Source organism: Martinezella lusitana, from assembly GCF_010668395.1.
Lineage (GTDB): Bacteria > Pseudomonadota > Alphaproteobacteria > Rhizobiales > Rhizobiaceae > Rhizobium > Rhizobium lusitanum_A.
The window spans coordinates 247802-273653 of record NZ_WUEY01000002.1 but is presented as its reverse complement, the minus strand read 5'-3'; the positions used below and the strand labels follow the sequence as shown (position 1 = coordinate 273653).

Genomic DNA, 25852 nt, shown 5'->3' with positions numbered 1-25852 from the left:
CCCTGCGCCGGCCGAAAAATCAGTCTTCGAAGCACAAAGCCGGCTGTTCGCTGGATTCTGCTTAGCGAACATTTGTAAAGCTTGCGTTGATATTTGGCGCCCGGTCAAGCCGATCAGCCAACGGCATCCTGTTTTCAGTTCATTCTTGTCGAAACTGTGCCCAAAATGGCTCGATCGGTACAATTGACCACCCGACTCCTTGCGGCAAACACGGCTACTATGTTCTCAGAAAGCGCTCAAACGCTTCGAGAGTTTTCTCGCTGACATGGTGTTCGATGCCCTCGGCATCATTCCTTGCGGTATCGGGATCAACGCCGAGGCGGCACAGGACAGCTTCCACGACCTCGTGGCGGCGGCGCGTTGCGATTGCCAGGCGCTGACCTTCTTCCGTCAGGAAGACGCCGCGATACGGGCGTTGCGTGATCAGATTTTCCTCCGCCAGACGCTTGAGCATCTTGGCGACCGTCGGCTGTGTTACTCCCAGCCTCTGCGCGATGTCCGTCTGGCGTGCTTCGCCGGCGTGTTCTATCAGATCGGCAATGAGCTCGACGTAGTCTTCCATCAATTCCGTGCGTCTGTCGTCACGGCTTTTCTGAAAGGCCTCGGCATGCGACTCGACTTCCGTCGAAGCAAGTCGGCTTTCCGGGGTAAGAGGCAATTTCGTCAAGGCGGCTCACCTTCGCAAGGTTCAGAAAGTGGTGAAGATATTTAGCCTTGCCTATAAATAAATCGCAAGCGCAATGAAACCCTAATTGGGGGTATAGACACCGCTAATCAGGGACGGAAACTCTGGGTTTCATGTCCAAGGCTACGACGCGACCGCCGTTTACGAGAAAAGCCGGACGCTCCAATAGCACAATGCCGACATTGCGGCTGCAGCGGGCAAGGTGATCACCCAGGCGATCACGATATTGCCGGCAATACCCCAACGCACGGCCGACACTCGCCGGGCGGCGCCGACGCCGATGATGGCGCCGGTAATCGTATGGGTCGTCGAAACCGGTATGCCGAGCCAGGTCGCGGCGAAGAGCGTCAGAGCGCCGCCAGTCTCGGCGCAGAAGCCCTGCATGGGATTGAGGCGGGTTATTTTCGAGCCCATCGTATGCACGATCCGCCATCCACCGAGCAGCGTGCCCAAAGCCATGGCCGTCTGACACGAAAGAACCACCCATAAGGGAACGTGGAAGGAACCGCCGCCATATCCTTGGGAATAAAGAAGTATGGCGATGATCCCCATCGTTTTCTGCGCGTCGTTGCCGCCATGCCCAAGGGAATAGAGCGAGGCTGAAAAGAACTGCATGATGCGGAATGTGCGGTCGACGGCAAAGGGCGTCTGCCGGACGAACAGCCATGTGACGGCAAGGACCAGGAACAGGGCAAGCAAAAAGCCGATCAGCGGAGACATGACGATCGCGCCGGCGGTCTTGAGGACGCCGAGCCAGACGATGGAACTGACGCCGACCTTGGCGAGGCCGGCGCCGATCAGGCCGCCGACCAGCGCATGCGACGAGCTCGACGGGATGCCGAATATCCAGGTGACGATATTCCAGACGATCGCCCCCATCAGCGCGGAGAAAATGACGGATGCATCGACGATATTCGGATCGATGATGCCCGTCCCCAACGTTTCCGCGACGTGCAGGCCGAAGAACAGGAAGGCGATGAAATTGAAAAACGCGGCCCAGAGAACCGCATATTGCGGCCGCAGGACACGGGTGGAGACGATGGTCGCGATGGAGTTCGCGGCGTCATGGAGCCCGTTCAGGAAATCGAAGAACAGAGCGGTGGCAATGATTGCCACCAGCAGCGGAAAGGCGAGCGAGGCCTCCATCAGACACTCTCGATCACGATGCCGTTGATCTCATTGGCGACGTCCTCGAAGCGGTCGACGACCTTTTCCAGTTCGCCGTATATCTCGCTGCCGATGATATAGGCCATGGCGTTGGAGGTGCCGTAGTTGCGGAAAAGCTCTTTCAGGCCCTGCTCGTGCAATTCGTCCGCATGGCCTTCGACCTTGACGATCTCTTCCGTGATGTTGGCAAGCCGGGTGGCATTGGCGCCCATGCGATCCAGCAACGGCACCGCCTCGGCCACGAGATGCGCCGCCTTGACGATCACTCCGCCCATCTGCTGCATGCGGGGATCGAAGCTCCTCTGCTCGAACAGGCGGATGGTCTTGACGGTCTTGTGCATCATGTCGATGGCGTCATCCATGGACATGATCAGATCCTTGATGTCACCACGATCGAATGGCGTGATGAAGCTCTTGCGCACGGCAAGCAGCACATCGCGCGTGATCTCGTCGGCCTGATTTTCGAATTCGACGATCTGCCGGCACTTTCCATCGATGTCCTTGCCGGAAAGCAGTTGGTTCAGCGCCTCGGCAGCACCGACGATCGTGCGCGAGTGCTGCGCGAAAAGATCGAAAAAACGATCCTCGCGCGGCATGAGTTTGCGAAACCAGCCTAACATCAAAGCTCCATGCGTCCATTGTCACGAAATTGTCATAATTGACAACGCGCGGCTTGGAAAGGCGCGGAACGGTGTTGTTTTCAGGCCTCGCTGAGGTTTGTTGTGGACACGCTGCGTCAGTGTCGTCGAACGCAAACCGGCTCATGCTGAAGAGCGCCGCCCGGTCAGGCTGGGATTTGTTCGCGCAGGAGCGGCAGCAATCGGTCGCCCTGCCGTTTGATTTCCGAGAGATAGGGCGTGTCCGAAAGAACGAAATGCGTGATGCCCAGATCGCGATATTTACGCAGGGAACGGGCGACATCTTCGGCCGAACCGACCAGCCATGTGGTGCCCGCGCCGCCGCCGCCGACCTTGCCCGGCGCCGTATAGAGATTGTCGTCAAGCACATCGCCGCGCGCTGCAAGATCGAACAGCCGCTTCTGGCCGACGGCGATGGATTGACGGTGATCGTTCCAGCCAACGCCGTTGTTCTTTGCCATTTCGGCAATCTTTATTTCGGCATCGGCCCAGGCCTGCTCGCTCGTCTCGCGGACGAGCGTGGTGATGCGCAACCCGAATTCCAGTGGCGGAAGATCGCGATCAAGGTCTCTGCTCAATGCCTTGAGCCGGCTGATGCGCTCGCCGATATCGGCGAGAGGCTCGCCCCAGAAGAGCTGTACGTCGGCTTCCGTGGCCGAAACGCGCTCGGCCGCGTCGGAGGCGCCGCCGAAATAGAGCTTGGGGTGCAGGCGCTCGCCGCTGCGCCGGATGCGCGGCGCGGCCGTGGACTCGCTGACACGAAAATGGTCGCCCTCGAAGGTTACGTTTTCTTCCGTCCAGAGCTTGCGGGTGAGCCGCATGAACTCCTTGGTGCGGCCATAGCGATGCGCCTGGTCGCCCTCGCTGTCGCCATAGGCAGCCAGGTTGTCCTTGCCCGATACGATATTGACGCGCACGCGGCCTCCGCTCAGATGATCGAGCGTGGCGGCGGCCGACGCGAAATGCGCCGGTCGCCAATAGCCCGGCCGGATTGCGATCAGTGGCTCGAAGGTGGTGGTGCGGGCCGTCAGCGCTGCAGCCACAGTGAACGTATCGGGCCGGCCCCAGCCTGTACCGATCAGCGCGCCCTTCCAGCCGTGATCCTCCAGGGCCCTGGCGTGGCTGGTCAGGGTTTCAAGGCTGTTATGGTTCTCGAGAGTGGAATCGCCGCGATGGCCGGGTTTGACGTCGTTGGGGATATACCAAAGAAATTCGCAATTGCTGCTCATGCCTGGGCCTGCCTGACTTGGATATGATATTCCACCCCGGCGCCGGCCATAGTTCATCCATGGCTCACGGCGCCGGTATGCTTAAAGTTTGCCTTTCCACGGAACCAGGACGGCCTCGAGAATGCGGATTCCGGCCGAAAAGGCGAAAGCGCAAACGGCGATGATGCCGATGCCGACGAAGACGACGTCGGTGGCGAGGAATTGCGAAGCCGACATGATCATGAAACCGATGCCGCGGGTCGAGGCGATGAGCTCGGCGGCCACCAGCGTGCCCCAGCCGATGCCGAACGCGATCCGGACGCCGGTCAGAATTTCCGGCAGGGCCGAAGGCAGGACCACGGCAAAGAAGAGCTGCAACCGGCTTGCCCCCAGCGAGCGTGCCGCATTGACGCGCTCCAGCGGCAGCGAACGGACGCCGGCTTGGGCGGAAAGGCAAATCGGCGCGAACATCGCCAGCACGAGAAGCGTGATTTTCGACGTCTCGCCAATGCCGAGCCAGATAATCATCAGCGGCAGATAGGAAAGGGGAGGCAGAGGCCAGTAGAATTCGATCGGCGTATCCAGCACGCCTTTTGCCCAGCGATTAAGGCCCATCAGCAGGCCGACGGGAATGCCCACGACGATTGCGATGGCCGCAGCGACGATGATGCGGAACAGGCTTGCCAGTATATGTTCGGATAGCGAGGCGCCGGCATAGCCGTCGCGATAGACGACGCCGATCTGTGTCAAGACCTCGTCCGGGCGCGGCAGGAAGAGATGCGACACAAGGCCGAGCTTGGCAACTAGCCACCAAAGGCCGAGACAGGCGATTGCCGTGACGATGCTGATGGTGACGGTGGGCTTGTCGCCGACACCGAAATCGGGAAGGCGGACCAGCTTCGGTTGCGCCTCGTTCTGGGAAACGACGATCGGTCGCGTCTCGATGATGTCGCTCATGCGGCGCTCCTGATGGTCTCGGCGTTGTGAAGGATGCCGCGAATTTCTTCCCGGAGATTGCCGAATTCGGGAGATGTGACGATCGCCCTCGTGTCGCCACTGGCGGCAAAGCGATGCACGAAATCGAGCTCGAAGCGGGCGACGACGCGCCCCGGCCTCGGCGACATGACCAGAACTTCGGTGCCGAGGAACAGCGCCTCCTCGATCGAATGGGTAATGAAGAAGATGCGCTTGTTGGTTCTGGCCCAGATGGAGACCAGCAATTCCTGCATCTGCTCACGCGTCAGGCTGTCGAGAGCGCCAAAGGGCTCGTCCATCAGCAATATGTCCGGGTCGGTGGCGAGCGCGCGGGCAATGCCGACGCGCTGGCGCATGCCGCCCGACAGTTCATAGGGCAAGGCATTGGCAAAGTCGGTCAGCCCGACGAGCCGCAGCAGTTCCGATGCGCGGTCGCGCCGTTCCCTTCGTCCCAGTCCGGCAAATTGCAGGCCAAGCGCTACGTTGTCGATGACGGACTTCCATGGCAGCAATGAATCCTTCTGGAAAACGACGCCGCGGTCGGCGCCTGGCCCGGAAACCGGCCTGCCGTCGAGCGTGATCCTGCCTTCGGAAAGAGGTAGGAAGCCGGCGATCGCGTTGAGCAGCGTGGATTTGCCGCAACCGGATGCGCCGAGTGCGACGACGATGCCGCGCTCCGGAATGTCGAAGGAAACGCGGTCGAGCGCGTGAACTGTTCTGCCGTCACGCGCCGCAAAGAAAACACTGGCATGGTCGACTTGAAGCATGGGGCCTCTCAAAGGTTCGACACCGGCGCGCCGAGCGCGCCGGTGTCAGGGAGGATCAGTTGCTTGCGCTTACAAGCGCGTCAGCTGTAACGAATGCACCGTAATTCGGCAGGACGTCGGAGACTTTCCCCTGGCTCTTCAGGAAAGCCGCGGTGTCCTTGAGGATCTTGGCTGCTCCGGATTGGTCGCCGCCGCCGAGCCATGCGGCCGATGCCTGTACGTCGGGCGTCAGGAGGGTCAGGTTTTTCAGCGCGGCGGCCTGCTGGTCCGCCGTACCGCCGAGAAGCTTGGCGAGCGCCTTCGCATTGTCGCTATCCGGTCCCCAGGCGGCCTTGTCGGCTGCGAAGGAGGCATAGTATTTGCTGATGACCGAGGCGTAGGTCTTCAGGAACTGCGGATTGTCAGCCGCGAATTTCGAGGTTGCGACCCAGGCGGAGAATGTCGGGGCACCCTTGTCGGCGACATCCTTGGATGTCACGAGCACCTTGCCGCCCTTTTTCAGCTCGGTCAGTGCCGGATCCCAGACGAAGCCGCCGTCGATATCGCCGCGATTGTAACTTGCGACGATTTCCGGCTGCGGGATGGCGAAGACCTGCACGTCCTTCTCGGTCAGCCCGAGAGACTTGATGAGGGCCAGAAGCTGATAGTGATCGGTGGAGACGGGCGCAGCCGCGAGCTTCTTGCCCTTCAGATCGGCGAGCGTGTTGATGCCGGAGCCGTTGCGCACGACCAGGGCTTCGTCGATGCCCGAGATGGACGACAGGTAGAAAGCCTTCACCTCAAGCCCGCGCGAGGCGGCCGCCGCAAACGGGCTTGAGCCGACATAGCCGATCTGGACATCGCCGGACGCGATGGCGGCGAAAATCTCCGCGCCGGAATTGAACTTGCGGAAGTCGATGTCGTAGCCCGTTTCCTTGGCAAAATCGCCATTGGCGATCGCGACGGAGGAGGGCAACGCATCCGTCTGGTAGCCGACGACGACCTTTTTGTCGGCCGCAGCCGCGACGGCTGCCATTGAAATGCTGGCAAGGCCGATGGCGGCTGCAGCGATCAGTGTCTTGAACTTCATGTTTGTCCCCTTGGCCGGATCTCAGTCTTCCGGCGGTTCCCTGAGTGCAATGACCAAAGCCTAGCGAAGAAGGGGAGAGGATCGATAGAAATAACAAACTATTTTTATAGAGTATAAGCGGAATTGTTTGTCTGAATTGAAGGAGACAACAGCGCGGGTATGTTTCCGGCCTGCAAAGCCAGCATGATCGGCAAACCACTACGCACGCGAAATCATGCGAACACTGACAAGGCGTCGAGCAGCCGCCCTTTCCCTTAAAGATGCACCGAAATGACTATCTGCAGCCGCCCGTTGTCCCGCGTCGTCATGGAAAGCGGGCCATTTGGCCTTTGGGTAGCGGTGTGGCTTCAATCGCAGTCGTATCAAAGTTCCGCCGCGGAACAGCAATCGTTCGGCGCAGTTCGGGAGCTGGTCCAGGCCGCCCTTCGGGCACGACCGAGCATGACGTTGTCTTGCCCGAGCAGGAGGTGACACATGAGCCTGCTCGGGCGATATGGCGCCGGATCTTTTCTATGCCCGCACGAACCGGTAGGCGCCGTCTTTTCGCTCGGCATAGCCGATGCCGGGATAGCTCCAGTGGTAGCCGAGCATCTTGAGTTTTTCGCCCGCTGCGCGGTCGAGAAGCATTTGTCTGTTCTTGAGCGCGACGTCTGGATCTGTATCGAAGCCGAAGTGCCAGGCAGGATGCTCGAGGAAGATGACGTCGCTGGTGCAGGCATCGCCGGTAATCAGCAGATTGCCGTCGCCTGCCAGTTCGAAGGAGACATGGCCGGGTGTGTGGCCGCTCGTCGCGATGACGCTCATGCCCGGCACGACTTCCTGGCCGGGTTTCATCATGGTCAATCTATCCCGGACCGCAAAAAGGTCGCGCTGTGCGCCGCGGGCGAAATCATGCAGCGCGGCCGGCATGTGGGTTTCGTAGTCCTTGTCGGTCCAGAAGTTCCATTCCGCCTCGTTCACGAAATACTGCGCGTTCGGATAGAGGACCTTGCCGTCCTGCGTCGTCGTTGCTCCCGAATGATCGGGATGGGCATGTGTGAAGATGACCTTGGTGATCGCTTCCGGCTCCACGCCCAATGTCTTCAGATTGGCGGCCAGCTTGCCGGCGCTCGCCTGGAAATGCGTGCCGGAGCCGTTGTCGATCAGGATGAGATCGTCGCCATGCCGGATAAGCGGAATATTGGTCTGTAAGGGCGCGCCCTGGGCATCTCCGCCGAGCCTCGGCAATATTACCTCTCGCTCTTCCGGCGTTGCGTCCGGAAGCAGTATCTCCGCCGGCAGCGTCAGAAAACCGTCGCTGACGACGGTGATGTCGAAGGCGCCGTGGGTGAGATGGCGAAATTCCGCCGCATAGACGTCGCGCGGCAGAAGAAGGGCTGCGGCGCCGGCAATTGCAGCGGAAAGCACTTCCCGGCGTGTCGCATCCAACCGAAATTCCCGGTGATCACGCATCTTGCGGTCTCCTGTTTCTAGCTGTTCGTTGTTCGTCGGCGCGCTGCTAAGAGTGGTAGCGGTGCGCCGACGGCGATCGTCGTCAACTGCGGACGAAGTCCAGCAGATCGGCATTGACGATGTCGGGATGCGTCGTGCACATGCCGTGCGGTAGGCCATGGTAGGTTTTGAGGGTGCCGTGCTTCAGGAGCTTGGCCGATAGCGGCGCGGAATCGGCATAGGGGACGATCTGGTCGTCGTCGCCGTGCATGACCAGCGTCGGTACCGCAATTCTCTCGAGGTCTTCGGTGAAATCCGTCTCGGAGAAGGCTTTGATGCAATCGTAGTGGGCCTTGGCGCCGCCCGCCATGCCCTGCCGCCACCAGTTCTCGATGATGCCCTGGCTGACTTTTGCGCCTGGCCTGTTGAAGCCGTAGAAGGGCCCGGCCGGCACATCGAGGAAAAACTGCGCGCGGTTGGCGACGAGCGCCGCACGGAAACCGTCAAAGACCTCCAGCGGCAGACCGCCCGGGTTCTTGTCGGATCTGACCATGACCGGCGGCACCGCGCCGATGAGCACCGCCTTGCCTACGCGGCCGGGCTTGGCTCGTGCCACATAGCGGGCGACTTCGCCGCCGCCGGTGGAATGGCCCACATGGACCGCGTTCTTCAGATCGAGCGCATCCGTCAGGGCTGCGACATCGGCCGCATAAGTGTCCATCTCGTTGCCGGTCCAGGTCTGGGTGGAACGGCCATGGCCGCGGCGGTCATGAGCGATGACACGGTAGCCCTTGTCGAGGAAGAACATCATCTGGCCGTCCCAATCGTCGGCGCTCAGCGGCCAGCCGTGATGGAAGACGATCGCCTGCGCATCGCGCGGACCCCAGTCCTTGTAGAAGATTTCAGTCCCATCCTTGGTCTTGATAAATGACATGATCTTTATCCCTTCGTGAGATGAATCTGCTTTCGTTGCGGCGATCGCGGACCTGGGCAAGGCCATCGCGCCGATCGCGATGCCTCCCGCCACAAGCACGTCCCGTCGTGTCGCTTCTGCCGAAAATGCAAGGGCTCGCTCGTTCATGACTGTCTCCTTCGCGGGCCTGCCGGCCAACTTCGACGAAAGCATCGTTGCCCAGCTTCGGCGGCAACACGAGTTAAGCGTCGTAAATTGATGCAAATGGCGACCACATGAACCGGGGCCGTAAATCAGGCGCAGGCGATGGAATAGCGGTTCGCTCGGAAGAGGAGTTCTCGCAAGGAGAGCAGGAGGAGACGGCCTCTTGTGCGATGACACGAGGCATGTGGCGTGTTGCGATCCGGGTTGCCGGCCGCAAAGGTCAGATCGGACTTGCCATGAGGTTCCGTCTTTCCTGCGCCACCTTCAGGAGGGCGTGGGCGGCGAGTATCGAGGATTCGGCGTTGTCTCCCATGATGACCAGCCCGCTCATCGCCTTTTCAGACGAAAGATCGAGTGTCCAGCCGGGCACGAGCGCCACGGGTCTTCCGCTCTCGAGGAAGGATCGGACGGTCGGCACGAGGCTACCTTTGTCCGAAGCCTGCATGTCGTCGGCAGTCCCGATGCAGAATGCCGCGTCAAAATCGTCGATGACGATCTGATCGATGCCTAACGTGTCCGCCAGATCGTCGCGGGCATGACGGTCGGAGAGAAATCGCTGTGCCAGCTGATCCTGGTGCGAGCGCCGTCGCATCTGCGTCGACAGGGCGGGGAAGCCACCGAGCGGCGTGGCAAGAACCACCTCGGCGAAATGATCCTTGAAAAGGTAGTATGGCGGCGCAATCCTCTCGATCAGAGACTCGTCGCTGAGAATTCCGTGTCGCCCATCGGCCAAGGCTATGAGAAGACGGATAGGCGGAAGGCCGTCCATTTAACACTCTCCTTTTCCGGCGATCATGCAACGCCCGGGAGAGGCCGACGAGTTGAAAGTTGTAAATTCCTGTAAATCAGGGATCGTTCTTGGCTGCGATGTCAGGGAGCGATCCCGGAGGCGTGGCTCGCAATATCGGAGTTTAATGCCGCATCACGATCGGATGCCGGATTGATCGGGGCAGGAAGGTTGGAGATCGATGTCCGGATGCGATGTTCCCAGCGCTTCGTACCGTCCTCGCCGGCAATCCCCAGCGCCGTGCGGTAGCAATGCCCGGCTGTTTGCGCGGCAGCAGGACCGTTCGCGGCAAGCAGGGCGAGTCCCTTGACCCGATATAGCTCCGGCAGGCACCACCGTTCGCCGGAGGATTCGCAGTGGGTCAGGGCGGCGTCGAGGATTGCCAATGCTTCCTCGTGATGCCCGAGCCGTGAGAGAGCCTGAGCTTCCACCGATTGGAAGATCGTCTGAAAGAGAATGAATCCGGCACCGCGCAGAACTGGCATGCCCCGCTGCAATTGCCGAAGGCATTCCTGATGCCGACCGGCCCGCAAATGCAATTCGGCCTCGAAGCAGTCCGCATAGGTATGCCACACATCGAGCGACAAAGCCTTGGTATGGTCCCGCAGGCGCTGGATATAATCCGCAGCCAGTTCGTCCCGCTCGGCGAGAAGCGCGAGCGGGCAGGCCGCTTCCGCCAGCACGGTGGTCAGGGACAGATCGTGCCGGATCTCCGCGGCGTAGCGGATCGTTTCCTCGATTTCTTCAAGCGCTTCATCTTCATGATCGAGCAGCCACAGGCATCGTGCATGAATGATGCTTGCCGTCACCTTCTGATCGAACTGGAAGCGAACCGAATGCCGTTGCGGTGCGACGCGCTGATACTCGGCCATCATCCTTTCCAGCTGTTCGCGCGCCTCCTGCGCTTGTCCCAGCCAGTGCAGCGTCGCTCCTTTCATGCGCCTGCCGATGATCGCGTCGGTTGGATCGGAGGAAAGAGGCGCCCGCGCGCCGAATTGCTCGGCGAATGTTAAACCCAGTCTGGGTTGGGCGCGATTGATCGCGTCCACCCACAGCGCCCACAGCGCGCGCAGCTGATAATCGACGTCGGCGAGTTCTTCGGCGATCCGATATGCCGTGCTCCAGGCAGCCACGCCGAATTCGGGAGCATCGGTTGAGCGGAGCTGCGGCCAGCCGAGCGCCGCATAGAGCTTCATGCGGCGTCTTTCGTCCAATCCGGGCTGGCTTTCCAGAAAACGGATCGCCTGGGTCACGCAAGCCAGGCATTCGTCGAGCAGGGAAAGGCGGAAAAAGAGCGGCAGGGCGGCGACCGTCAACCTGACGCCGAGAAGTCCGTTGCCGCTTTCGCCAAATGCCCATTCCAGGGCCGCGCGAAGAGAGGCCACGTATTGGCCGAATTCTTGCGACCATTCCTCCATCGAAACCGAATAAAGCTCGTGTTCGGCGCTTTCGAACAGGGCGGTGAGATACTCCGCGAGCCTCGTCATGGCCGCGTGGCGCTCGCCTGCTTCCTTCAGCTTTTCCGCCGCATAGAGCCGGGTGGTGTCGAGCAGCCGGTAGAGCGTTTCACCGGAAGGCGTTGCAGCTGCGATGAGCGATTTTGCGACCAGTGCCGCCAGAATATCATCCGTTTCATCGACGGACAGGATCGCTGCGGCCATGTCGCTTGCAAACCAGCCCGGAAGTACGGAAAGCGCGTTCAGCGCCTGTTGCTCGGCGGACGGGAGAATCTGGTAGCTCCAGTCGAGCGTGGCTCTCAGCGTCTGATGGCGTGCCAGCGCGGTGCGCCGTCCGCGTGTGAGGATCCGAAAGCCGTCCGACAGCGAGCGGGAAAGCGTGGCCACGCCGATCGTCTCGAGGCGCCCGGCCGCAAGCTCGATCGCCAAGGCAATGCCGTCCAGCCGCGTACAAATGTCGACGACGTGAGGAGCGTCCTCGTCCGTCAGTTCATAGCCGCCGAGACAGGCGTCGGCCCGTTCAACGAAGAGCTGGACGGCGGGCGAAGCAAGCGCGTCCTCGGCTTTCATCCTTCCCTGTGGCAGTTCGAGCGGCAGCAGGCGATGCACCCGCTCGCCCTCGGCGCGCAGCGGCTCGCGGCTGGTGGCCAGGATGCGGATCTCCGATGTCTGCGCCAGCAGCTTCTCCACGAACTCCGCGACATTGGCGACCAGATGCTCGCAGCTGTCGAGAACGAGAAGAAGCCTCCGGGTCTTCAGGAAGGAAATGATTTCGGGGAGGATATTATCCGTGCGCGAGATTACACCGAGAGCCGAAGCGACCACGGTCTGGACAAGCTCACCTCTGCCGATCTCCGAAAAGTCGATCCATACGACGTCGGCCTCGCCGGCATAGTTGGACGCTGCCAGGCGTGCCACGGCGGATTTTCCAATTCCGCCCGGCCCGGCAATCGTCACCAGGCGACCTCTGGCGAGTTGGCCGGCGATGGCCGCGACCGCCGCCTTTCGTCCGAAGATCCGGGACGTTGGCTGATCTGCCCATGTCTGCCGATTGGCGGAAGAGGGCTCGTTCCTGTCCTTGTTCCCAGATTCCACCGCGGCAATGAAGGTATAGCCGCGACCGGGAGTATTGGCGATGATTTGCGAGTCACGCTGACGGTCCTCAAGCGCCTTGCGCAACGCCGACATGTGGACCCGCAAGTTCGCTTCGCCGACAAATGTCGTCGGCCAGACGTGGTTGACGATCTCCGTATTTGTCTTCGGCTCGCCCCGATGCGCGATCAGGAACAGGAGGATATCCATGGCCCGGCTTCCGAGCGGAACGACTTCTCCCTCCCGCAAAAGCTTGCGCCTTGCAGGCACGATCGAGAACGGCCCGAAACGAAGCTCCTCTTCCAAGCGATATCTCCAGCCACGGATTGACAGGTTGATCTGTGGAGAGACTTGATGTCAACAATGCTTCTGAATTGGCCGGAGGCTGGGCAATGACAGAGCAGCCTCGTCTCCGCCACTGCTGCGTGGAAAGGTTTCCGTCCGTGAACGATGGACTGTGGGTGAAAAAGTCCAAAACGGGAGAAGACCCGCATGGCCGCCCGCGTTTCGGAACGTGGACATGCCGCCTGCGTCTCAGGCTACCCTCAACATTGAAATCCTAAGCCAAGCCACTATCAGGATCATCGCGAAATGACTGTTTCACCTTCTTTCCTCGGCCTTCCCGACTGCCTGGCCGCCGGACGCACGCCCTGCGCGGTGATCTTCGCGGCTGGTCACGGCAGCACCTATCCCGGCAAGGACAGCAGCAATTATGCCTTGGCCGCCGGCGCCATCCGCGCCGCAAGCCAGGGCGATGCCGCGCTTATCGAGCACTGGGATTTCGACCTCGGCGGCCCGCTTTTCGATGGCAAGCCCGTCTGCTGCATCGACGTGGGGGATATCCCGACCGTCATGCACGACAATGCCGGCAACAGGGCCCGGATCGAGGCGAAGACGCGCGAGGTGCTGGCCTTGCCTTCCGTGCCGATCCTGCTGGGCGGTGACGATTCCGTGCCTATTCCCTTCTTTTCAGGCTTTTCGGATCACGGGCCTGTCTGGATCCTGCAGATCGACGCCCATATCGACTGGCGGGACGAGTTGCATGACGAGCGCTACGGCTATTCGAACCCGATGCGCCGGGCGAGCGAGATGCCGCACGTCGCCGGTATCGTGCAGGTCGGCATCCGCGGCGTCGGCAGCGCGCGCGTCGCCGAAATCGAAGCGGCGCGGCGCTATGGCAGCCGTTTGGTCACTGCCCGCGAGGTTCATGCGCAGGGCGTCGAAGCGGCCCTGCGGCATATTCCAGAGGGAGCGCGGGTGGTCGTGACCCTCGATTGCGATGGCCTCGATCCCGCTATCATGCCTGGAGTGGCGGCACGTACGCCCGGCGGCCTGACCTATACGCAGGTGATCGATCTGATCGCGGGTCTCGGCAAGCGGGCGAGGATTGCCGGATTGGACCTCGTCGAGTTTTATCCTCCCGCCGATATCGACGGCCTCTCGGCCCTGACGGCCGCACGCCTTCTTGCGAATGCGATCGGCACGATCGCACGGCAGTCTTCTTAGAGTCCGCACCTGATGGCGATAGTCACCGACCTTGTAGCTGCTGCCGAGAGGATCGGGTTGATACACACTTCGCAGCGGTCGGCGGCGCAACCGCAAACTTTGGTCTGAAAGGCAGGCAAATTTGATCTCTTGCTCGCGACAGAGTCGGTAGACGCTATTGACCCCAGACGGTTCTCCATCCCGCCGGACGACGAACAGGCGCCGATAGCCGAAACGCTTTCGCTCGTTGGCGAGGTCACGCAGCTTTGCCTGCTGTTCGGCCTCAGGCGGTCACCTCACCCTTCCGCCGCAGTCGACTTCATCCCGCCCATTGTGAAACTGTGCCCGCAGTGTTCCGGCCGCAGGCACAGTGATCATTGCCTTAGGGGCTAGTAGGAAGAGGCGCCTCCCGGTCGATCAAGCCTTCAGCCACCAGATCGGTCCAGAGGTCGGCCGGGATCGGAAAGTTCATAAAGGTGAGGTTTTGCTCCAGCTCCGATACGGATCGTGCTCCGGGGATCACACTTGCAACGACCGGGTGGCCAAGGGGGAACTGAAGCGCGGCCGCCGCCATTGGGACGCCATGACGTTCGCAGACGGATTGAATTTTGGCGACCCTGTCGAGAATCCGTTGCGGGGCAATCTTTGTGTTGAACATTGCCCCTTTAACGGGGCCGGAGGCCAAAATTCCGGAATTGTATGGGCCGCCAATGATAATTTTGGTCCCACGCTGCTCGCAGATCGGCAAAAGCGGCTTCAGAGGCTCTTGTTCGAGCAGCGTGTAACGCCCCGCCAGCAGGAAATAATCAAATTCACCCGCGACGACAAAGTCTTGAAGCATTTGCCACTGGTTGATGCCCACACCGATAGCCTTGACCACCCCTTGGGAGCGTAGATCATGTAAGACGTGGTAGGCGCCGTCCATCGCTTCCTTAAATCGACTACGAGCGTATGGGTCCTCTCCAGGCTCAAAATGCGTCGCTTCGTCGGGATCGTGGATTGCCAGCATGTCGATATAATCGGTGTCCAGTCGCTTCAGGCTCTGCTCGATGGAGCGCAGAGTGCCGTCCCGGGAATAGTCGAATTCTGGTTTGAAGGCTGGAGCGTCCTCCCAAAGCACCGGCTTGACTTCGCTCTCCGGGATGGGAATGAGGCCATAGCCAACCTTCGACGAGATCACGATCTCGCTGCGGGGGAGGGACTTTACCGCCGCGCCAAGCCGCGATTCGGCAAGCCCAAATCCGTAGACCGGCGCAGTGTCGAAGTAGCGGATTCCGTGTTCAAACGCCGCGTGTACCGTCTGGGCCGCCACCTCCGGGGCTGTCGCCTTATACATATTTCCGAGACCCGTTCCTCCCAGGCCCATCGTTGTAACCTTCAATCCGTCTTTTGATACGGTCCTCGATGAAATGGCTGACATCTGCTTCCTGCCAATTGAGTTGAGTTTCCATCAGGCGGCCGATCTCGCCCTCCAGCGACCCGGCCCCAAAAACATATTGACATGAAACTTGTCGTACAACAATGTAACCCGACGACAAAAGAGGGCACGGGAGGTGCGGCTCCTGTCGTTTGATAGGGAGGTTGCAGTGACGAATAAGTCTGATGACCAGAATCCGGAATTTATTGAGCCATCCAGAGGCCTGAGCAGGCGTGATGCCTTTGGCCTGGCTGCGAAGGTGGGTTTAGGCGCGGCGGCTTTGGCGGCCGGTGCCAAGAGCGGCACCGCACTTGCGGCCGATGCGGCTTCGAGCGGACTGCCGAAAAAGAATTACAAGTTCTTCTTCATTTGCCACGTCACTCTCGACCAGTTTTTCACTCCGGCCATCTACGGTGCCCAAGATGCTTGTGCGGCGTTCGGTTGCAGCTATCAGTGGACGGGTTCGCAGAAAGGCGTCGTCTCCGAAATGGTCAGTGCCATGCAGACGGCAATTGCCCAGAAGGCTGACGGCATCGCCGTTTGCCTGGTCGATCCGACCGCTTTTGACGCCGCCACTGCCGCTGCCACAGCCGCCGGTATCCCGGTCGTTGCGTTCAACGCCGATGTTCCTCAAGGCAGTCCGAACAAGCGCCTGTCTTACATCGGCCAGCCGCTTTTCCAGGCAGGCTACAATGTTGCGCTGAAATGGCTGAAGCTCGTCCCCAAAGGCGGACATGTGGTGCTGACTATTGGTGTGCCCGGTGCCTTGAACACCCAGCCCAGGCTTGATGGCTACATTCAGGCGATCAAGGATGCGGGGAACGGCGTGACCTACGAGACCCTCAACGCCGGCGTCGATCCGCAGACGGCGATCTCCCGCATCGAAGCCTACCATCTCAGCCATCCCAATGTCGACGGCATGTTCGGCACTGGCGGTGCTGATACCTACGCCTGCGGGTTCATCTCCAACAAATACGGCTTGGCAAAGAAGGGGGCCATCGTCGCCGGGTTTGACCTGTTCCCACAGACCCTGGGCTTTATCAAATCGGGAGACGTCACCTTCACGACCGACCAGCAGTCCTACCTTCAGGGCTTCTTGCCGGTCCAGCAGTTGTACCTTCACAAGCTGTCGGGCGGCCTCGTTGGACCCGCGAATAGCGACACCAGCCAGGCCTACGTCACCAAAGAGAATGTGGACGCCTATCTTGGTGATACCCGGTTCGAGGGGCGCACGCCGAACGAACCCAAGTAAGCGCTCCACCGCTTGCACATCGTATCGCGGCCGAATTCCGAGGTCGCGATACGTCCCACTGCGCGGGCCAAGGGCATGCCGTGCCCAATTCCCAAAGGCACCACATCCGCTTTTATGGCGGGAGGGAAGAGAATGATGAATGTGGATTTGAAAAACAACCAATCGAAATCGCCCCAGCCCGGGCTGACGGCCGGACAACGGCTGGCAACGCTACTTTCAAAGTACCCGGAGGCAAGCATTGCCGTCGTCGCCGTGGTCCTTGTCATTTACTTCCAGATCGCCAGCGGCGGCGGCTTCCTTTCGATGCAGTTCATGAGCGTCGTCCTTCGTGACACCAGCCGTTTGGCCATCGTGGCCGCAGCGGAGGTCATGCTGATGATCACTGGCGAGATCGACCTTTCGCTCAGCAGCACGTTCTCGCTTGCACCATACATCATGGTCTTGATGTCGATCGTCTGGGGTGTTCCCTTGTGGCTTGGCGCAATCGCTGGCGTCGCCATTGGTGTCCTTGTGGGTTTTGTCAACGGCTTCATAACCGTTCGTTTTCGCGTGCCATCACTGATCACCACCGTGGGAACGCTGTTCCTCCTTCAGGGCATTGTTGTTTCGATCTACGATAGTCAGCCGATTGTCGCGCCGATCCAGGAGCCGTTCAATTCGATGTTCGGCGAAAGCCTGTACGATCCCCTGGGCCCGCTGCTTTCAGTGAACGTGATCACCGCCTTCACGCCCTTTCTTTGGTCTTTAGCGGTCGTCATCGTTCTCGCAGGCGTGCTTTCGAAGACCACGTTCGGCCTTCATACGATTGCGACGGGCAGCAACATCGTCGGCTCTCGCGAGATCGGCATCAGGACGGATCGCATCAAGATCTACAATTTCATGATCGCGGGGGGATTGGCGGCTTTTGCCGGGGTCCTGAACACGATGGAATTCTCGTCTGCCGATCCCTTGGCGGGCAGCCCGTTCCTTACACTACAGGCAATCGCCGCTGCGGTTATCGGTGGGACCTCGCTGCTCGGAGGCTCTGGTACGCTGATCGGAGCGATGATCGGCGCCTTCGTGGTGTCTTCTCTCAACAACGGATTGGTCATGGTCGGAGCCCAGGCAACGACGTCTGACATCTATCTCGGGGCGGCGATCGTCGCGGCCATGGTTCTCAATGTTCAAGTCGACAGACTGCGTACGAGGAAGCGGAAATGATGGAACAGGAAATCAAGCCACTTGCTGCCGACGCACCCAACGTTCTTGAAGTATCACATATCAGCAAGTCCTTCGGTGCCGTGACAGCTCTTGTCGATGTAAGCTTGAAGGTAAAGCGGGGTGAGGTCCTCGCCCTTGTCGGTGACAATGGCGCTGGAAAGTCGACCCTGATCAAGATCCTTTCCGGCTTCCATCAGCCGGACACAGGCAAAATCCTGTCGAATGGAGAGGAGACCCGCTTCGCGTCTCCCCGCGATGCCCGGGCCAGGGGAATTGAGACGGTCTACCAGGATCTGGCACTGATCGGCGACCTCAGCATCTATCACAACATGTTCTTGGGCCGTGAGCAGCGGAAGCGCTTTCTTGGCCTCAATCTGCTCGACAACAAGAAGATGCGGACGCTGTCGCGCACCTATCTGGACACGCTCGGCATCCATATTCCCGATGTCAACAACACGGTCGACCTACTGTCCGGTGGTCAGCGGCAATGCGTAGCAGTGGCCCGCTCGATTTACTCCTCGCCGAGCATCCTGATTCTCGACGAGCCACTTGCCGCGCTCGGGGTGCGGGAAAGCGCCCATGTTCTCGGCCTCATCCAGAACCTTAGGCGGCAGCGCGAGGTCTCTGTTATCATGATCGTTCACAACTACAACCAGATCTTCGAAGTCTGTGATCGCATCAACTTCCTGCACGCGGGTGAGATCGTTCTGGATGCCTCAACCTCGGAGACCACCGAGGAAGAGCTGATCAGGGTCGTTAAATCGGGGTTGGGCAAGAACGCCATATCTGCGGCTGCCTCAGCTGCGGAGGGCCGGGCCACGCTTCCGCATCACTGATCCAACATTTCTTGCCGGTACCGCGTTCGCCAGCAGGCGGCGCGGACCGCGCCACAATCCAAGGATAGTAAAATGCAAGTGGAAGTCAGACACGCTGCCCACCCCGATGCCGTGCGCGAATTTGATACCGAAACGCTCCGCATGCACTTTCTCGTGGAAAGAATCTTCCAGAGCGGAGAAATCCTGCTGACCTACTCCCACTATGACCGAATGATCGTTGGTGGCGCCATGCCCGACGAGGGCGGCCTGACGCTTTCAACGCCGAAGGAGGTCGGTCAATCTTCTTTCCTAGCAGAACGGGAACTGGGCGTGCTCAACGTTGGCGGAGCCGGACGCGTTACAGTGGATGGAATAACGTATGATGTGGCCCACCTCGATTGCCTCTATGTTGGGAAAGGCACGCTTAACGTCCGCTTTGAAAATCGCGATCAGAAGAACCCGGCAAGGTTCTATCTTGTGTCGGCTCCTGCCCATGCAAAGCATCCGACGGTTCACCTGACCAGGACTGACGCTCGCCATCTCACGCCGGGAGAGCCCGAAACAGCGAACAAGCGGTCGATCTATCAGTATATCCATCCAGAGGTCTGCCAGTCGTGCCAGCTCACCATGGGCTTCACTATGCTGGAGACCGGAAGCGTCTGGAATACGATGCCGAGCCATACCCATGATCGGCGGATGGAGGCTTATCTCTATTTCGACCTCGATCCGGATCAGCGGATATTCCATTTCATGGGCGAGCCGCAGCAGACCCGGCATATCGTCGTGGCGAACCATCAGGCCGTGATCTCGCCGCCTTGGTCCATTCACTCTGGAGCGGGGACCAAGAACTACAGCTTCATTTGGGCCATGGCCGGTGACAATAAGAGCTTCACGGACATGGACCATATCGCGGTTGGGGACCTTCGATGAGCAACGTGGCCAATGCCTTCGATCTCACGGGCCGCGTTGCGGTCGTCACGGGCGCCAATACAGGCATCGGTCAGGCGATCGCGGTTGCGTTTGCCGAAGCCGGTGCGTCCGTCGTGGGGGTCGGCCGGTCGTCCATGGAAGAGACCAGATCTCTGGTCGAGGCAACCGGGCGGCAATTTCACACGGTGACGGCAGATCTCTCATCACTGGAACCCGTAAAAGGCATCGTGTCGGAGGCGATAGAGAAGTTCGGTGGCCTCGACATCTTGGTGAACAATGCCGGGATCATACGCCGGGCCGACGCCGTCGATTTCACCGAGGAGGACTGGGATGCAGTCATCGACACGAACTTAAAGACTGCCTTCTTTCTTTCCCAGGCCGCCGGACGTTACATGATCGGGCAGGGGCGAGGAAAGATCATCAATATCGCATCGATGCTGTCGTTTCAGGGCGGCATCCGGATACCGTCCTACACGGCGTCGAAGAGCGGTCTTGCGGGAATAACCCGTCTGCTCGCATGTGAATGGGCTGTAAAGGGAGTGAATGTCAACGCGATCGCTCCGGGCTATTTCGTGACCAACAACACAACCGCCCTCCGGGAAGAACCCGACCGTTCAGCGAGTATTCTGTCTCGCATACCAGCAGGGCGATGGGGCAGTCCATCCGAGCTTGGCGGGGCTGCCGTATTTCTCGCGTCATCGGCATCCGACTACGTGCATGGAACTGTTATACCGGTCGACGGCGGTTGGCTTGCCCGGTGAGCCGCCACGCATATCGAAAATGGCGGTAATAGACGTCGAGACCGGCCGCACCCATGTCCGTGCCGGTCTCGATTTGCAGTGCTCAGCCCGCCGTATCGAGGTCGATGAGTTCAATCTTGTAGCCGTCCGGATCCTCCACGAATGCGATGTGGGTTGTCCCGTGCTTCATTGGGCCGGGCGGCCTTGGAATGCTGGCTCCTTGCTTTTCGAGTTGGGCGCACACCCCGTAGATGTCCCGGACACCAAGGGCGAGATGCCCGAAGCCGGTTCCGATTTCATATGGAGCCGCCTGATCCCAATTGTGGGTAAGTTCGACGACTGTGCTGCTATCTTCCGGCCCGTAACCGACGAATGCGAGTGTGAACCTGCCGCCCTCGAAATCCTCGCGTCGGAGCAGCTTCATCCCGAGCAGCCCGGTATAAAAGGCGATCGACTTTTCCAGGTCGAACACCCTGATCATGGTGTGCATCATTCGAAAATTGTTGCTCGTTTCGGTCATTTTATCCTCCTGAACGGACTAAATGCCCGTGTCGGCGACAAAATAGTTGTTGTATGATAACCGTGCAAGCAACATAGTCGCGACAGACGTGATTAATTGGGGAGGTAGGATGTCGGAGGTTGTCAACCGTCGGGTAAACACGCTTGACGCGCTCGTTGCGCAGTTGCCTGATGGGACATTTCTGACTTCCCCTGAACTGATTGCGCCCTATTCAGGGGACTGGTCCGGTGAATATCGCGGCTCAGCGCTGGCGGTGGCACGGCCCCGCAATCGGGACGAGGTCAGCGTGGTGATGGCATACTGCCATGCCAACCAGATTAATGTCGTGCCGCAAGGCGGACTCACCGGGCTCGTGGGTGGCGCGGTGCCAAGGCAGGAACTCGTCGTGTCATTGGAGCGAATGGACAGGGTCCGGTCAGTCAGCCCGATCGATTTCTCCCTGGTGGCCGAGGCTGGTTGCGTGCTTCAGAACGCAAAGGACCGAGCGCTGGAGGCGGACTGTATCCTCCCGATCACCTTCGGAGCCCAGGGTAGCTGCAGGATTGGTGGCAACATCGCCACCAACGCCGGCGGATTCAATGTGCTGCGATACGGTATGACCCGCGATCTGGTACTCGGCCTTGAGGCGGTTCTGCCCGACGGTCGGATTTGGAACGGCCTGAAAACGCTCCGTAAGAACAACACTGGTTATGACCTGAAACAGCTGTTCATCGGAAGCGAGGGAACGCTTGGCATCATTACCGCCGCCGCCTTCAAGATTTTTCCCAGGCCTCAGCAGATCGAAACAGTTCTAATCGGACTTGGCTCCGTCGAGGACGCGATGGCTCTCTATGCCCGAGCCAGGCGCGATTGCAGCGACTTGCTGACAGCATTCGAACTGATCCTTCGTGTGGGGATCGATATAGCTGTCTCCGCAAGGAGCGACCTTCTTGATCCTTTAAGCCAGGTCTGTCCGGTTTACGTTCTGATGGAGGTATCCGGCGGTGGACGTATTGACGTGCGATCAATGGTCGAGGGCTTCTTGGCCGATGCAGCCGAACTCATAATCGACGGGACAATGGCTTCGAGCGAGGCTCAATCCCAACGACTTTGGCTGCTTCGAGAAACGATGGTGGAAGCGCAGGGGCGCGGAGGGCGCTACCTGAGATCCGACGTCTCGGTCTCCATATCGCGGCTTGCCGAATTCATCAAAGACGCTCTCATCGAATTGAACATCAGATATCCCAGCGCCTTGCCCGTTACATACGGGCACGTCGGAGACGGCAACGTGCACCTCAACGTGGTGCCGCCGCTCAATATGCCGCCGGAGGACATTGACGCCTTCTTTCACGCGGCCGAGGCCACCCTGTTCGAGGTTGTTGATCGCCACGATGGGTCGATCAGCGCAGAGCACGGTATCGGTTTAGGCAAGAGAGGAGCCTTTTTGCAACGGGTTGACGACGTTACCCTGGATATTGCCAGAAGCATCAAGAACAGCTTCGATCCCCACCAGATACTGAGCCAGGGTCGAATCTATGGAGCGCGAGCCACAACGGAGGTTAACTCTCGATGACGCTGAAGCTTGATAGGGTCAATCGCGGTCCTCACTTGTCGACGCTGGTAGCCAGCTCGATCACGCGTGAGATAGCTCAGGGTCGCCTGAAGCCAGGCGATCAGCTTCCAACCGAGCAAGCCTTGGCGACAACCTTTGGCGTCAGCCGAAACGTTATCCGTGAGGCGATCGCTCGGCTTCGCTCGGAGGGGCGGGTGTGGTCGCAGCAGGGGCGGGGTGCGTTCGTTGCGGAGGAAGCAAACGATACCGTCCTGACGATCAGCCACGGGGAGATGTCCGATACCGCCGCTTTTCGCAGCCTTTTCGAGCTTCGCGGCTTTCTGGAAGTCGAAGCGGCGGGACTTGCTGCCTTGAGGCGGTCCGACAATGATCTCAGGGCAATGAGCGACGCGTTGGAAACCATGAAAGGCGCGCCGTACGGGAGCGTGATGTGGTTGAAGACCGACCTTGAATTTCACAGGACCGTCGCCGCTGCAACCGGGAACCCGTACATGGTGCAGTTCTTGGTCTTCGTCTCTGAGCGGATCCGTGAAAGCATTCTCGTGTCCGGCAATCAGCAGAAGTCAGAGGTTTTGGCAGCCGTCACTCTTGGGGAGCATCAAAACATACTCGACGCGATCATCGAAGGGGATGAGGCCCGGGCAAAGGCGGCAATGAAGCTGCACTTGCTCAATGCCGCAGGTCGCGTGGGAATCGAGAACTCCTGAACCTGGCCAGCGTTGTCGCTCGCGCGAGTTCGTTCCATTTTTTGCATTTCCTCGTACACTCAGGTAGTAGGCAAACGACATCCCTATAGATGTAAGGTTGTTTTGAGGCGCACATACGAGGAAGGTTTGGCAGTTGTTCAAGGCGATCGAGCAGTCTCCCAATCTACGAAGCGAACTGGCCAACACGCTGGCTGCTCAGATCGAGTCCGGGGACCTTCAGCCTGGGCAGAAGCTGCCGACCGAGCAAGCGATTATGAAGGCCACGGGCGTCAGCCGGACGGTCGTGCGCGAGGCGCTCGCAACCTTGCGCGCCAAGGGGTTGATCGTAACGCGGCAGGGATATGGTGCAGTTGTCACCAACGACCCCAAACCCCCGGCGTTTTCTATCGTCCCGAATGATCTCGAAACCATCGATGACGTGCTTAATGTGCTGGAATTACGGCTCGGAATAGAGTGCGAAGCAGTCGCGCTTGCCGCATTGCGCTCCTGCGACCAAGACATTGCAAGACTTCAGTTTTGTCTGGATGCGATCGACTCGGCGATCGCGGATGGCGGATACGGCGCCAAGGAGGATTTCGCGTTTCACCGGTCGATCATGGTGGCGTCCCGCAACCCTTACTACGCCCGCGTCTTCGATGCCTACGAAAGCGCGATGATCCCCCGCCAGTGGGCTCGCCTTGATCTGCTGTCAGAGGAGGAGCGCGGGGTCCACACTGCTCGTATGACTCGGGAACATCGCGCGATATTCGAGGCGATCCGAAACAAAGATGAGGCTGCGGCTCGCAGCACGATGCGAACGCATTTGTCGGAAAGCATTGCTCGGTTCGAACAGTTACGGCAGGTGGCGGTCAGCGGCCTATAGCCTGTCGAAATCGGCGCCAATCGCGAGCTTATCCGGCCTGCTGGGATCCGGACAGCTGAGAGCTGCCATCTCACATATGGAGACCATGGCTATCGACGACTAAGCTCCAATGCGCACTCTAAAGATAAGAATTTGGGGAGCCTTGTTCGCCAAGGTCTGCCGCCGCCAATCAGCCAGGCGGATCGTCTAGGTAAACTCGATCCACCAGTTTCAAGCTTCGGTCCGGTTGCAATATGTATGTCTCTCGAACGCGCTCGCCCCATTGATCTGTAAAGTCATGGGGAACCAAACTGCCGATAGGCGATTTCATCAGACGCTGTGTCGGCTGCCCACCATAGGTAATACTTCCTGGAATGGGCTTCAGCGCAGCACCGCCAGCCTGACAGGACGCAAGAACGGCGCTCAGCGATACCGCTAATATCAGACGCTTCATCGCACACTCCAACTCGGACAATCCAGCGTTACTGTTATGCTGTCAACGTCTTGGTCGTACTCGGACATTTATCCGAACCGGCAGCAATCCAATCATCGAAATCGTACTTTTACAAGTCGTGAATTAGGTCGATAGGCTCAAGCTCGGCTGGCCCGATTTCAATTCCCGGTCCTCGCGAATCCAAGTTGTCTCATAGTTTGGATCCGATCCTCGCCGTATCCAACGATACTGCGGAGCAAGCTTCTCAGCGCGACCGAAACGTCGATTGGGGCGCCATGGGGCCGATCCCTTGCGAGGCTATCGCCGGCGGCGCCCGCATTTCGGTCGCATCTAGCAACTGTGACATCTGTTTGGGTGCAACCAGTCGCGCAACCCTCGCCGGGTGACATTTGTTGCGGCTGCATCCACCAGCCTGCATGCAATTGCCGATTTTTTCCGCATCTGGCGGAAGAAAAAGAAAGCTGTTTCTTAAATAACTTAAAATCTATGTTTTTTATAGATTACAGCATTCGGTGGTCGGCATTGAGTGCGAACATGGATGAAACGGCATGTCTTATCTCCTCAGCCTTCTCGACAAGAGCCCGATCGAACAGGGGCTCAGCGCCACCGATGCGCTCGGCGCCACGACGCGCCTGGCCATCAGGGCCGAAGAACTCGGCTATCATCGCTTCTGGGTCGCCGAGCACCACAATATGGCAAACCTCGCAAGTTCGGCGCCCGAAGTTCTGATTGCCTATCTTCTCGCCAGGACATCGAAGATCCGCATCGGTTCGGGCGGCGTGATGCTTCAGCATTACAGCGCCTATAAGGTCGCCGAGGCCTTTAACCTTCTGGCCTCGCTTGCGCCTGGCCGCATCGACCTCGGCGTCGGCAAGGCGCCGGGCGGGTTTCCGCTGTCGACGCGCGCGCTGCAGCGTGCCTTCGACCCTGAAAAAAAGCCCGATTTCGCGGAGCAGCTATCCGATATCAACGCCTACTTCGCCGCCGATCCCCATTCCGAGGGTGCCTTGGCGACGCCATTTCCGCCACGCTCGCCGGAGCGCTTTCTCCTTGGCGCCAGCGTCGAAAGCGCGAAACTCGCAGCCGAGAAGGGCTGGACATTGGTGTTCGCCGGCCATCTGAACGGCGATCCGGAAAATCTCAAGAAGACTTTCGAAGCCTATGAACATGCGACCGGCGGTAAAGTTCCGATCCTGGCGCTCGCTGCCTTTGCAGCCGAAAGCGAAGCTCATGCCAAGGAACGCGTCGGCCAGCTGCGCATCGTCAAGCTCTTCCTGCCCAATGGCCAGAGCGTCAATGTCGGCACCCAGGAACAGGCGGCGGAATTCGCGCGCCAGGCGGGCTTTTCGGATTTCCGCACCGAGGAAAAGGCGCCAAGCGTGCTGCACGGCACGGCAGCGCAGATCCGCGATGAACTCGACACGCTCCATCGCCGCTACGGCGTCGAGGAGTTCGTGCTCGACACCCCGGCTCTGACGGCGGCCGAACGGCTCAACTCCATAGAACTGCTCGCCAAAGAGCGCCTTTCGCTCGTGGCCTGAGCACC

The 25852-nt window shown here is 59.7% G+C and carries 24 protein-coding genes and 1 pseudogene; 10 read left to right on the top strand and 15 right to left on the bottom strand.

Annotated elements, in window-relative coordinates; genetic code table 11:
* Nucleotides 1–217: 217 nt before the first annotated feature.
* From mntR to GR212_RS05170, 11 genes are all read right to left on the bottom strand, one after another.
* The gene (gene mntR / locus GR212_RS05220) at nt 218–667 is read right to left on the bottom strand and encodes a manganese-binding transcriptional regulator MntR (RefSeq protein WP_163985399.1); all 450 of its coding nucleotides are present in this window, start codon (nt 665–667) and stop codon (nt 218–220) included.
* A 159-nt stretch (nt 668–826) separates the two neighbouring features.
* Nucleotides 827–1831, bottom strand: a complete 1005-nt coding sequence (locus GR212_RS05215; RefSeq protein WP_163985398.1) for an inorganic phosphate transporter — start codon at nt 1829–1831, stop codon at nt 827–829.
* Nucleotides 1831–2472: a DUF47 domain-containing protein gene (locus GR212_RS05210; RefSeq protein ID WP_163985397.1), complete on the bottom strand. Its 642-nt coding sequence runs from the start codon at nt 2470–2472 to the stop codon at nt 1831–1833. The genes GR212_RS05215 and GR212_RS05210 overlap by 1 nt, the downstream gene beginning before the upstream one ends.
* Before the next feature lie 164 nt (nt 2473–2636).
* A complete protein-coding gene (locus GR212_RS05205) occupies nt 2637–3719 on the bottom strand; it encodes an LLM class flavin-dependent oxidoreductase (RefSeq protein ID WP_163985396.1) in 1083 nt (360 codons plus the stop codon).
* A gap of 81 nt (nt 3720–3800) precedes the next feature.
* Nucleotides 3801–4655: an ABC transporter permease subunit gene (locus GR212_RS05200; protein WP_163985395.1), complete on the bottom strand. Its 855-nt coding sequence runs from the start codon at nt 4653–4655 to the stop codon at nt 3801–3803.
* Nucleotides 4652–5440, bottom strand: a complete 789-nt coding sequence (locus tag GR212_RS05195) for a taurine ABC transporter ATP-binding protein (RefSeq protein WP_163985394.1) — start codon at nt 5438–5440, stop codon at nt 4652–4654. Before GR212_RS05195 ends, GR212_RS05200 begins: the two co-directional genes overlap by 4 nt.
* Before the next feature lie 55 nt (nt 5441–5495).
* Nucleotides 5496–6509: a taurine ABC transporter substrate-binding protein gene (gene tauA, locus GR212_RS05190; protein WP_163985393.1), complete on the bottom strand. Its 1014-nt coding sequence runs from the start codon at nt 6507–6509 to the stop codon at nt 5496–5498.
* Between the two features lie 510 nt (nt 6510–7019).
* A complete protein-coding gene (locus GR212_RS05185) occupies nt 7020–7961 on the bottom strand; it encodes an MBL fold metallo-hydrolase (RefSeq protein ID WP_163985392.1) in 942 nt (313 codons plus the stop codon).
* An 82-nt stretch (nt 7962–8043) separates the two neighbouring features.
* Nucleotides 8044–8874 (bottom strand): alpha/beta fold hydrolase, encoded by an 831-nt coding sequence (locus tag GR212_RS05180; protein ID WP_163985391.1) that lies wholly within the window; start codon nt 8872–8874, stop codon nt 8044–8046.
* 403 nt (nt 8875–9277) lie between these two features.
* Nucleotides 9278–9826, bottom strand: a complete 549-nt coding sequence (locus GR212_RS05175) for a transporter (protein WP_163985390.1) — start codon at nt 9824–9826, stop codon at nt 9278–9280.
* A 101-nt stretch (nt 9827–9927) separates the two neighbouring features.
* Complete coding sequence (locus tag GR212_RS05170; RefSeq protein WP_163985389.1) at nt 9928–12699, bottom strand: ATP-binding protein; 2772 nt, start codon at nt 12697–12699, stop codon at nt 9928–9930.
* A 285-nt stretch (nt 12700–12984) separates the two neighbouring features.
* On the opposite strand from GR212_RS05170, the gene GR212_RS05165 reads away from it, so the two are divergent.
* A complete protein-coding gene (locus tag GR212_RS05165) occupies nt 12985–13899 on the top strand; it encodes an agmatinase (RefSeq protein WP_163985388.1) in 915 nt (304 codons plus the stop codon).
* A 78-nt stretch (nt 13900–13977) separates the two neighbouring features.
* On the opposite strand, the pseudogene GR212_RS05160 reads toward GR212_RS05165, so the two are convergent.
* Nucleotides 13978–14169 (bottom strand): annotated as a pseudogene (locus GR212_RS05160) (IS3 family transposase); the annotation flags it as partial.
* A 91-nt stretch (nt 14170–14260) separates the two neighbouring features.
* Complete coding sequence (locus tag GR212_RS05155; RefSeq protein WP_163985387.1) at nt 14261–15298, bottom strand: aldo/keto reductase; 1038 nt, start codon at nt 15296–15298, stop codon at nt 14261–14263.
* A 166-nt stretch (nt 15299–15464) separates the two neighbouring features.
* Between GR212_RS05155 and GR212_RS05150 the strand changes: the two genes are divergently transcribed.
* The 5 genes from GR212_RS05150 (at nt 15465) to kduD (ending at nt 20253) form a co-directional block, all read left to right on the top strand.
* Nucleotides 15465–16547: a substrate-binding domain-containing protein gene (locus GR212_RS05150; RefSeq protein ID WP_163985386.1), complete on the top strand. Its 1083-nt coding sequence runs from the start codon at nt 15465–15467 to the stop codon at nt 16545–16547.
* 132 nt (nt 16548–16679) lie between these two features.
* Nucleotides 16680–17747, top strand: coding sequence for an ABC transporter permease (locus GR212_RS05145; RefSeq protein ID WP_163985385.1), 1068 nt, complete (start codon nt 16680–16682; stop codon nt 17745–17747).
* Nucleotides 17744–18583: an ATP-binding cassette domain-containing protein gene (locus GR212_RS05140; RefSeq protein ID WP_163985384.1), complete on the top strand. Its 840-nt coding sequence runs from the start codon at nt 17744–17746 to the stop codon at nt 18581–18583. Before GR212_RS05145 ends, GR212_RS05140 begins: the two co-directional genes overlap by 4 nt.
* 72 nt (nt 18584–18655) lie before the next feature.
* Complete coding sequence (kduI, locus tag GR212_RS05135) at nt 18656–19492, top strand: 5-dehydro-4-deoxy-D-glucuronate isomerase (protein ID WP_163985383.1); 837 nt, start codon at nt 18656–18658, stop codon at nt 19490–19492.
* Nucleotides 19489–20253 (top strand): 2-dehydro-3-deoxy-D-gluconate 5-dehydrogenase KduD, encoded by a 765-nt coding sequence (gene kduD / locus GR212_RS05130; RefSeq protein ID WP_163985382.1) that lies wholly within the window; start codon nt 19489–19491, stop codon nt 20251–20253. The genes kduI and kduD overlap by 4 nt, the downstream gene beginning before the upstream one ends.
* A gap of 82 nt (nt 20254–20335) precedes the next feature.
* Here the strand turns inward: kduD and gloA are convergent, their stop codons facing one another.
* Nucleotides 20336–20752, bottom strand: coding sequence for a lactoylglutathione lyase (gloA, locus tag GR212_RS05125; RefSeq protein ID WP_163985381.1), 417 nt, complete (start codon nt 20750–20752; stop codon nt 20336–20338).
* Nucleotides 20753–20861: 109 nt separating this feature from the next.
* Between gloA and GR212_RS05120 the strand changes: the two genes are divergently transcribed.
* The 3 genes from GR212_RS05120 to GR212_RS05110 all read left to right on the top strand — a co-directional run bounded on the left by GR212_RS05120 (nt 20862) and on the right by GR212_RS05110 (nt 23873).
* Nucleotides 20862–22304, top strand: a complete 1443-nt coding sequence (locus GR212_RS05120; RefSeq protein WP_163985380.1) for an FAD-binding oxidoreductase — start codon at nt 20862–20864, stop codon at nt 22302–22304.
* Nucleotides 22301–23011 carry a FadR/GntR family transcriptional regulator gene (locus GR212_RS05115; RefSeq protein ID WP_163985379.1) on the top strand — a complete coding sequence of 237 codons (711 nt, stop codon included), beginning with the start codon at nt 22301–22303 and terminating at the stop codon, nt 23009–23011. The genes GR212_RS05120 and GR212_RS05115 overlap by 4 nt, the downstream gene beginning before the upstream one ends.
* Nucleotides 23012–23144: 133 nt before the next feature.
* Nucleotides 23145–23873 carry a FadR/GntR family transcriptional regulator gene (locus GR212_RS05110; RefSeq protein ID WP_163985378.1) on the top strand — a complete coding sequence of 243 codons (729 nt, stop codon included), beginning with the start codon at nt 23145–23147 and terminating at the stop codon, nt 23871–23873.
* Nucleotides 23874–24042: 169 nt separating this feature from the next.
* Here GR212_RS05110 and GR212_RS05105 read toward each other — a convergent pair whose 3' ends face one another.
* Complete coding sequence (locus GR212_RS05105) at nt 24043–24306, bottom strand: glycine--tRNA ligase subunit alpha (RefSeq protein ID WP_163985377.1); 264 nt, start codon at nt 24304–24306, stop codon at nt 24043–24045.
* 548 nt (nt 24307–24854) lie between these two features.
* On the opposite strand from GR212_RS05105, the gene GR212_RS05100 reads away from it, so the two are divergent.
* On the top strand, nt 24855–25847 hold the full coding sequence (locus tag GR212_RS05100) for an LLM class flavin-dependent oxidoreductase (RefSeq protein ID WP_163985376.1): 993 nt from the start codon (nt 24855–24857) through the stop codon (nt 25845–25847).
* Nucleotides 25848–25852: the final 5 nt, after the last annotated feature.

Coding starts and splice junctions, on each gene's coding strand:
- GR212_RS05215 (WP_163985398.1), bottom strand. CDS start 1,831: ATGGAGGCCTCGCTCGCCTTTCCGCTGCTGGTGGCAATCATTGCCACC.
- GR212_RS05210 (WP_163985397.1), bottom strand. CDS start 2,472: ATGTTAGGCTGGTTTCGCAAACTCATGCCGCGCGAGGATCGTTTTTTC.
- GR212_RS05205 (WP_163985396.1), bottom strand. CDS start 3,719: ATGAGCAGCAATTGCGAATTTCTTTGGTATATCCCCAACGACGTCAAA.
- GR212_RS05200 (WP_163985395.1), bottom strand. CDS start 4,655: ATGAGCGACATCATCGAGACGCGACCGATCGTCGTTTCCCAGAACGAG.
- GR212_RS05195 (WP_163985394.1), bottom strand. CDS start 5,440: ATGCTTCAAGTCGACCATGCCAGTGTTTTCTTTGCGGCGCGTGACGGC.
- tauA (WP_163985393.1), bottom strand. CDS start 6,509: ATGAAGTTCAAGACACTGATCGCTGCAGCCGCCATCGGCCTTGCCAGC.
- GR212_RS05185 (WP_163985392.1), bottom strand. CDS start 7,961: ATGCGTGATCACCGGGAATTTCGGTTGGATGCGACACGCCGGGAAGTG.
- GR212_RS05180 (WP_163985391.1), bottom strand. CDS start 8,874: ATGTCATTTATCAAGACCAAGGATGGGACTGAAATCTTCTACAAGGAC.
- GR212_RS05175 (WP_163985390.1), bottom strand. CDS start 9,826: ATGGACGGCCTTCCGCCTATCCGTCTTCTCATAGCCTTGGCCGATGGG.
- GR212_RS05165 (WP_163985388.1), top strand. CDS start 12,985: ATGACTGTTTCACCTTCTTTCCTCGGCCTTCCCGACTGCCTGGCCGCC.
- GR212_RS05155 (WP_163985387.1), bottom strand. CDS start 15,298: ATGTCAGCCATTTCATCGAGGACCGTATCAAAAGACGGATTGAAGGTT.
- GR212_RS05145 (WP_163985385.1), top strand. CDS start 16,680: ATGATGAATGTGGATTTGAAAAACAACCAATCGAAATCGCCCCAGCCC.
- GR212_RS05140 (WP_163985384.1), top strand. CDS start 17,744: ATGATGGAACAGGAAATCAAGCCACTTGCTGCCGACGCACCCAACGTT.
- kduI (WP_163985383.1), top strand. CDS start 18,656: ATGCAAGTGGAAGTCAGACACGCTGCCCACCCCGATGCCGTGCGCGAA.
- kduD (WP_163985382.1), top strand. CDS start 19,489: ATGAGCAACGTGGCCAATGCCTTCGATCTCACGGGCCGCGTTGCGGTC.
- gloA (WP_163985381.1), bottom strand. CDS start 20,752: ATGACCGAAACGAGCAACAATTTTCGAATGATGCACACCATGATCAGG.
- GR212_RS05120 (WP_163985380.1), top strand. CDS start 20,862: ATGTCGGAGGTTGTCAACCGTCGGGTAAACACGCTTGACGCGCTCGTT.
- GR212_RS05115 (WP_163985379.1), top strand. CDS start 22,301: ATGACGCTGAAGCTTGATAGGGTCAATCGCGGTCCTCACTTGTCGACG.
- GR212_RS05105 (WP_163985377.1), bottom strand. CDS start 24,306: ATGAAGCGTCTGATATTAGCGGTATCGCTGAGCGCCGTTCTTGCGTCC.
- GR212_RS05100 (WP_163985376.1), top strand. CDS start 24,855: ATGTCTTATCTCCTCAGCCTTCTCGACAAGAGCCCGATCGAACAGGGG.